General features: G+C 69.6%; 2 protein-coding genes. One reads left to right on the forward strand and one right to left on the reverse strand.

What is annotated here, in order from left to right; genetic code table 11:
• The first annotated feature begins 351 nt into the window (after positions 1-351).
• Positions 352-6,408, forward strand: a complete 6,057-nt coding sequence (locus LXT23_RS09770) for a CHAT domain-containing protein (RefSeq protein ID WP_253979839.1) — start codon at positions 352-354, stop codon at positions 6,406-6,408.
• On the opposite strand, the gene LXT23_RS09775 is transcribed toward LXT23_RS09770, so the two are convergent.
• Complete coding sequence (locus tag LXT23_RS09775; RefSeq protein ID WP_253979840.1) at positions 6,380-7,840, reverse strand: hypothetical protein; 1,461 nt, start codon at positions 7,838-7,840, stop codon at positions 6,380-6,382. The two genes, LXT23_RS09770 and LXT23_RS09775, sit on opposite strands and share 29 nt — an antisense overlap.
• Between the last annotated feature and the right edge of the window lie 580 nt (positions 7,841-8,420).

Below are 8,420 nucleotides of genomic sequence, written 5' to 3' on the forward strand. Positions count from 1 at the left end.
TTGACAATCTCGCGCGGGTCCGGCTCCGGCAGGAGAGGGCCGGGCTTTGCCCGTTGCCGGAACCAGAACCGATGCGAGGCCAAGCGCGCGGCCACCGTCAGGTTACGCTGCAACACCCACCCAGTGTCAGCGCCCGGTGTGACCGATCCGGGCTAGGCTGGGGGCGTGGCTTACCGTGCCTTTTTGTGCTCCGGGGCCTCTCACATCCGCTTCAGGCTAGGTGCGTGTGAGCTGTGCTGCCAGGGCACTCGCGACCCATCATGGCCAGGCAGCTCTGTCGCCGCTGCACTATCGTGCCAGTGAATGGCCCGAGATATTTCCTCCTGGAGGCAGCTCCATGCTCGCGCGGTCGTGCTCGCCCAGCAGGCGGGCGGTCCCCATGGCGTCACGCTCGGCTCCCTCAAGCAGGCTGTCGATGCGGAGCCGGCGCCGGCGCTGGACGGGGCGCTGCTGGAGGAAATCCATGCGCACCTCGATGAGGCTGACACGCTCCCGCGCTTGCTCTTGTGCATGCAGTGCCTGCGCTGGCTGAGCGGCACTCCGTCAATGATTGTCGAGGTGTATCGCTTCACCCGGAGCGCCATCGAGGCTATTCATGCGCTGGGCCGCCAGGAGCTGCTTCCCTTCCGGCTGTCCTTGATTGACGGCCTGCTTGTCTTGGACCTGGACCCGGCGGAGCAGTCTGACCTGCGCTTCCGGCGTGGCAATACCCTCCTAACCCTCGCGCATGACAGGCCGGAGCTGTACGACGCCGCGCTCCAGGACCTGCGGGCCGCCGTCGAGCTTGGCCGTGCGTCAGGGCACGCCCTCGCGGAGATCAATGCGGAGTGCGTGCTGGCGCGAGCCGAGCTCCTTACCTCGCACCCAGGCCGGGCCCTTCTACCCGAGGCGGTCTCCGAGAGGGTGGTTCGGCTCGTAGCCCTGCTCCCACGAGCCGAGCCGCTGGGCATGGCGGACCGCGTGCACGACATCGTGAGCGATCTGGAGGTCAAGCGCATCGAGCAGGGCCAGCCGGAGGCCCTGTCCCGGGCCATCCACCATGGGCGCCGGGCCGCCGACCTCGCGCGGGAGCCCTGGGTGAAGGCCTTCCGCCTGGCTTCCCTCGCGGAACTCCTGTTCAAGCAGGGCACCCCCGAGGACGAAGCCGCCGCCGCCCCCCTGGCCCGGGAGGCTGTGGCCACGCTGCCTCCGGATGCTGGCGACCTCCACGCTGTCCCGGCCCATGCCGCTCTGGGCTATGCGCTCCTCCGCCAGGGCCGGGCCACCGAGGCCATGGAGCACCTCCAGTTCGCGCTCGGGCTGCTGGCTCGCCAAGGGCCCAGCTTCAACCGCAACCTCATTCGCCTTCGCCTAGCGAAGTCCCTGCTGGAGCAGGAGCGGCTGGACGATGCCCGCCACCACTGCGAGCTGGCACTCGAGGATGCGCGGGAGATCGGCGATCAGGCCGTCCAGGCCGAGGCCACGCGGTATCTCGTCCTGCTCGACCGGCAGGGTGGGCAGGATGACCGCGCCCGGCAACGGCTCGTTGAAGCTGAGGCGGAACTGGCCGGCACCGCCGACCAGACCGCGCTCACCCTGGAGCGGCTCCGGCCGCGACCCGGAGAGCCTCCCTCCGCCGAGTTCATCGAGCTCATCCGCCGCTATCTCGCCGGCCAACTCGCCACCGACGCGGAATCCGACCAAGTACTCCAGGCCCTGATGGGACACCATGCCCGCCACCTCCCACAGGACATCCGCCAGGACCTCCTGCGGCAGGGGGAGCGTTTCCTCCGAGATGTGGTGGTCCGGGCCCACCTCCTGGCTTTCGAGAAGCGGGAGGAGGAGGCCATCGATTTGCTCCGCGGCTTCCTCTCCAGCGCGCGAGAGCCGGATGCCCGGCTGAACGCGGCCGTCCTGCTGCTGGCACTGCTGCCCCCCGTGGAGCGCCGCCTTGAGCTCCTGCGCTGGTGCGACGAGGTCGAGCTGCTGCTGGAAGGCCCCCGCGACAACGCCTACAGCCGCTCGGCGTTGTCTGACGCGCTCTGGAGGTGTGGGCGCCAGGAGCCGCGACTGCTTGAGCGTGCCTGGCGCCATGCGGAGGCCGGAGCCGTGACGCCTGACATCGAACCCGACGCCTTGGAGCGTAACCTGCGCATCCGTACCCGGATCCGCCTCGACCAGGTTTCGGCGCTGGCGCTGGAGTCCTCCCCGGCCCAGCAGGAGTTCGCGACATGGTTCACGGGCGAACTCCTGCTCCCCGCCAACGAGCTCTCTGGCTACCGGTGCCATGTCGTGTATTGCCTGCTCGCCACGGGCCCGCTGACGCATCCCGGGACACCCGCGTTGGCCGAGCAGCTGCTCGCGCTAGTGCCCCCCAACGACAGGGCCCGGGCGCTGAGCACCCGATTGCAGTGGATACGCGCCTGCCTGGAGTCGCCCCGGTCTCCTCCGGTCCGGCCCGCCGGCATGCCCGAGGAGATCCAAGGAGGACTCGATGCGGTGCCTAGCTGGGTCGTGGCGCTCGCTCAGGGCGAACTCCCCTCGCCAGGCAGAGTCCTCCCGAGCGAGGCGCTGGGCATGGCCCTGGCCGTCGCCGAGGTACGGCCCGACCGCTCCGAGGCGGTGCTGGAGTGGCTCTTCTCGGAGAATGACGATCCCCACCTGCTCGACCGGCTGTCGGACGAGGTTGCCCAGGCCTCGGGTGGCTCCGGCAAGGGGCTGCTGGACCGGGTGGAGAAGGTCGCCGCTAGCACGCCCTCGTTTCGGCTCCTGAGGCTGCGTGTCACGATCCGCCGGAAGCTGGCCGTGTCCGGCGACATGGCCTCCTACGAGCGTGCCGTGGATGCACTGCTCGCCTTCGCGCGAACGCCCGAGGAGCGAGTCGAGGCAAAGATCCTCAAGGGCATCGAGCGCATGGATTCCGATCAGTACGCGGCCGCGCGCCAAGTCCTGGGCGAAGCCCTTGAGGAGGCCCGACGAATCCAGTGGGATGACGGGAAGATGTTCTCCCTGCTGGTGTCCGCGGGCAATGCCTGGCGCAAGGGCGAGGCGCCAGACATCCAGAGGGCCCTGGCGCTGTATGCCGAGGCAGAAGCCATGGGAAGCCCCATCCCGCATGAGTCCGCCAGGCTCTGGAAGGTGATGGCGGATGCGCTGCTTGAGCGAGGGGGCGAGGGAGATGCCGCAGCGGCGCTGGCACTCCTAGAGCGGTCCCTGGAGGTTCGCGACTGGGGCTCCCTCCGGGCCGAGGCACTCATCTCGGCGGCCAGGGCCGAGCACGACCTGCCGGGCCGGGAGGCGCCGGTCCGCCTGCGCCGCGCCATCGACAGGCTCGAAGAAGCAGCGCGTCATGCCGACGGGCCTCTTCTGCTCATGGCCGCCAGCATCCAGCTCAAGCTCCTGGCCCGGCTCGTCCACCTTCAGCCCGGCAACCGCGAGTTCATCCGTCGCATCGAGGAGCTGGGACGGCGCCATTCCGAGCTGGCGGACAATGCCAGGCGCGCCATCCAGGGCAAGGAGACCCCCGTCCCCGATGATGTCACCAGCGCGGCGATGACCGCTCTGGACCACCCCGCAGGCAGGGCTTTCTTCAAGGCCCTCTTCTGCTTGAGAGGTCCCGACCTGGACTTGGCGGAGCGGATGGCTCGCAGCAGGGGAGAGGACCCCAGCGAGGCCCGCCAGCGTCTCGAAGAGGCCCACCTGCGAGAAGACTCCTCGCCCCAGGGGATTCGTGCGCTGGCGGACCAGCTTGCTCACGAGCGTGAGCCGCAAGCCCTGCCGGGGATCGCCGTGGCGCGGGCGTGCCTGCTGGCGCATGTCGCCGAGCATAGCCTGTCCCAGCGGGAGGAGGTCGAGCACGTGGCCCGGGAGGCCGAGCAGCTCGTCCGGCAGATGCCGGCCGGTCAGGTCCGGCGAATCCTGCTGCTCGAGCTGTCTCATGTGTGGGCACCGGGCAATCACTACAGCCATCCTGTCCGCGACTTCCGGCGGGCGGCGGAGCTGGCGCGCGAGGTGATGGAGTCGAGTGAGCCGGGCGAATCGACTGCCCGCTCGGCCCTGCAATCCCTAGCCCGTGCGACTCGCTACCGCACGGATGGCGACATCGCCGAGCATCTGCGAGAGGCCGATCAGCTCTATACACGGTGTGTTCGCGAGTACGAGGCTGCGGGCGAGGGTGACGTGGCCGCGCACCTGCGGATGAACCTCGCCGAGCTGCGCGCCGAGCGCCGCACGGGGACGTACCTTGAGGATCTGCAGACTGGAATCGACGCGGCCCGGGAGCGCCTAGAGGTCATCCACTCGCCCGACCAGCAGGCCAAGGCCCGGCTGAACTTGGCGGTGCCCCTGACGATGTTGGGCTCACAACTGCCCTCACCGCGAAAGGAGGAACTGCTTCGCGAGGCCCGGGAGCACTTCGCGCAGATCGACCGCACCCGCCTGTCCCCGTCCGACCAGTACAGCGCGGACAACTACAGTACCATTTGCCTCGCGGATTTGGCCGAACTCATGGGCAACCATGAGGAGGCCATCTACCTCTGGCGCCAGCGGCTGGAGTCACTGGGACGGTCAGTGCCAGAGCAGGTCTGGGCCTACACGGCCCATAACCTGGCCGACATGCTGCTGCGGGTGCGGACCGGGTCCACGCTTGCCCAGGTCCTAGAGGGGCTGGACCTCTCGGAGAAGATTCTCCAGATCCGCACCCTGGAGCGTAGCCCCGCCCACCACTGGGAGACCTGCGAGAACATCGGCAGGGCGGTGGCCGTTCTGCTCCTGTCCCGCGACAGCGGCCTGTCGCTATCCGCCACGTACTCCCGGACGCTCTGGGAGCAGGGCCGGAAGGCCCTGCGCGGCGCACTCGCGGCCGCGCGGCGGATTGGCAGCCACGAGAGGCTCATGCAGTCGGCGGTGGCACTCCTCGAGCTGGCCCGCGTGGCTCCGTCGATTGCCACACTCGAGGCGGCGGCAGGCGAGGGTTGGAGCGCACTCGATGAGGCCCGTCCCTATCTGCTGCTCGACGAGCGTGCGGGTGCCCTGGAAGCGCGCCTGGGAGTGGCAGTGGCCCGCGTGCTGGCGGACCGGCTCGCCGACGACAATCTGGTGGGGGTTGCCGATGGGCTCGGCTTCGTGCTCTCGGGGGAGCGGGCGGAGTTCGTCCTGCGGTGGATGGTGCGGGCCGTTGGCTCGGCGCAGCGGCGCCTCGCGGGTCGCACGGCCCGCCCAGTGGGGGCCTCCCATCACAGCTGGGTGGAGTGGCTCGCCGCCATTCGCAGCGGGGACCGACGGACCATAGAGCGAGCGCTGGATGTCTTGCGCCGCGAGGCGCCCGCGTTTCTCCGGGGCGAGCCGGAGCTCGAGGGGACCTGGAGCTGGCTGCGCTCCCGCCCCGGCGCAGCGGTAGTCGCCGTGCTGGGAAGCGAGCGGGACATGCTCGCCGCCGTCCTTACCCATGATGGACACAAGCGCGTGCTCATCGCGCGGCTCGACGCGGGAGCGCCCCCGTACGACGAGGCCACCGTGGCTCGCGGGCTCACCGCAGGTGGTCCGAGCGAGGAGTACCATACCCTGCTGGAGTGGGCGCGACGGCACATCGCCGGGCCGCTGCAGGGGCTGCTGTCGCGCAATCCCTCCCAGCTTCTCTGGGTGCCCACCGGCGCGCTGCGGGTGCTGGCGCCCGCGGACCTCTGGCCCACCGTCCCCGTCACGTGCGCCGTCAGGCTCGACTTGGAGACGAGGCCCGCGCCCTCGCGACCCCGGCGCACGCTGCTGGCCGTGGCCGACCCCGGCCCCGGTACCCCGCGGTCCATTCCCAACTCCATCGAGATGGGCGCGCTGCTGGCCCGCATGGCTCAGGACCTCGGGCCCTTGCGCGTGCGCATGAGCCGGGGCGCCGCCTGCGGCCAGGCCCTGGGAATTCCATGCCCGGCTCTGGTGGAGGGACCTGCTTCTCCCGACGACATCCTCCGCGAGTTCGCCGAGGTCGATGTGGCGATGCTGCTGTGCCACGGCGAAGTGGATGGCCCTCGGCAGGCCCGGCTGCTCCTGGTGGATGGCACAGGCGCCCTGGTGCCTCTAGGCATGGAGCGCCTCGCGGAGGATCCCCGGCGTGTGGCCGGCACTACGGTCATCCTGCTCTCATGCCAGACGGGGCGGGTAGGAGACTGGATTCATCAGGCGGCGGGCTTGGCCGGTGCGCTGCTGGCGGGAGGTGCCCGGAACGTGATTGCTCCCCTCTGGCCCGTGCTGCTCGACCCGGCCCTCGCAGTGGGCAATGCCGTGTTGCGCACCCTCGCGAGCGGGGCGCAGCTGTCCGTGGAACTCGGGCGCCTGCAGGCCCCGGAGAGCGGGCCTGCCCTGGGACGCCGGAGCAAGGCCCAGCGCGAGCAAGAGCAGGCGTGGTCGATCAGGGCGTTCGTCCACTGGATGGGCTGAGCAGCAACTCCGTCAGCCAGGCGCCGGCAAGGTCCGCCTTCAGAAGTTGCTCGAGCGATGCGGGCTCGGGCAGCGAGGGCGCGGCGAGGGCGATGAGGAGCGCGGGGACCTCCGCCTCCTCCAGGCGCCACCCATCGAAGATCCAGCGCTCCCCGTCGCGGCGATAGTCCTCGCCCTCGTGGAGGAGCTCGCCCCGTGAGTGCAGGGCGTCGACGATGAAGAGGCGGAGCGGCCAGTCGGGGGGGCAGACCCCCTCCACGTGCACGTCGAACGCAGGGGGGGCATGGCCCAGGACCGCCTGGGGAATCAGGCGGACCTGGGTCAGGCCGAGGCGCTCGTCAAGGCTACGGGCGCCACGGCCAAGGAGGTCCCTGGCCTCGTCGAGGCGCTCAAGCCAGGACTGGAGCACCCCCGGCAGGCGGGGAGCGGGCGCATGGGTGGTGACCGTGAGCATGGTGTTCCAGAGCGAGCTGGCGGCCCGGCCCGAGGAGCCCAGTCGCTGGCGGGCCAGCGCGTCGAAACCGGCCATCGCGGGGGGCCAGCGCGAAGCGAGCCGGGAGACCTCGGTGAGGATGTGCTGGATGTGCGCCTCGAAGCCGAGAACCTCCGCCACCACCAGCATGTCCTCGAGGGCCAGCAACTGGTCCTGGGCCTCCTCCGGAAGCCCGGTCTCCAGCGAGGACTTGAGCCCGGCGAGCAGGGGCGCCACGCGGAGCTCCTCCTCCAGAAGCGCCACGAGCTGCGGCCGGTACTGAGCCAGCAGCCTCTCAGCCTTCCGGAGCAGTCCCGCCACCTCCGGCTCCCCCGCGGAGAGCGCCCGGCAATGGCCGATGGCCCAGCTTAGGGCCCAGGCCTCCGCCGGCTGGGTGGGGGGGTGCTGACTGGCCACCTCGAGCGCTCGGAGCACCTCGGCCTTCCAGGTTCCCGGGCTGGACATGGTGCTCACCCCTCTTCTCCACCGCTGGTCGGCGGCCTGAAAGTACTCCTCGTCTGTTCCGGTGCTGCTCTTGAGAGGCAGGTCCGGGCGGAACGCTGTCAGCACGGAGATCGGCGGGGTCAGCCCTACCGAGACAAGAATGCCACGGGGCGTAAAGCAAAGCAGGCGCTGGGAATCGCGCAACTGCCTGCCGACGCGTGTGTCCTTGCGAGCGAGCTCTCGCAGGTAGGCGGGGCCGTAGTAGCAGTCATGGTGCCGTTCCAGCAGCGCGAGGCATGAGGGCGCCACCTCGGGCAGCGGTTTCCGCTCCGCTCCTGGTGGGGGAGGGCAGGTGCACCGCTCGGCCTCGTGGCGGAGCACGTGGATGTCCGCGCCCACCAACTCATCCCAGCGCTGCCCCAGGTGGTAGAGATGCTGCCAGGTGTGCGTGGCACGCCCGCTCTTCTGGATGGGGTGCACCTGTCCCCAGGGCGGCAGGGAGATGGGTTTGAGCATGTTTCTTCCTAAGGGAGAGGAGGTGCCTTCGGGGGACGCCCCGGGAATGCGGTGGCGCTCACCATCCCATGGCTCGCCCCCTCGAAGTCGTCCCGCATCATGAAGCGACGCTTACCGCCTGGTTAAGCGTCCGCTCGTAGGTAGGCGATCCTGGTGGAAGTCTTTGGCTCCGTTGGACGTCAGGCCGGCCTTTTTTTCGTGGCTCCGGCCTCGTTGCGGAACGCTGCCCGACGCCTGGGCTGGTGGCGAACTCTACTCCAAAGGTCCCTGCGGCGAACGACGCGAGGCGCCTGACGAAGAAGCGGCTTGCCTACGGTACCACGGCCTCCGGCCCGGGCTCGCGCAACCCGCTACGTGCGGGAGTTGTCTCAGCGTGTTCGCAACGTGAAGCGTCTGGCTCAGCCTTGCGAAAGCCCAGACATCTCGCGTCGTTTACAGCGATTTATCTGAGACTGTAGGGTGCGCGACATTCGTTGCATTTTGGCGGGTCGGTCGCCCTTTCGGGCCGTCTTCCAGTTGGTTCTGCCCACCTCAGAACCCTGGTGACGGCGTGGCTGCTTTTTTCAAGCGCCCCGCAAGT

The organism is Pyxidicoccus xibeiensis (genome assembly GCF_024198175.1).
In the GTDB taxonomy this organism is placed as follows: domain Bacteria; phylum Myxococcota; class Myxococcia; order Myxococcales; family Myxococcaceae; genus Myxococcus; species Myxococcus xibeiensis.

Coding starts and splice junctions, on each gene's coding strand:
- LXT23_RS09775 (WP_253979840.1), bottom strand. CDS start 7,840: ATGCTCAAACCCATCTCCCTGCCGCCCTGGGGACAGGTGCACCCCATC.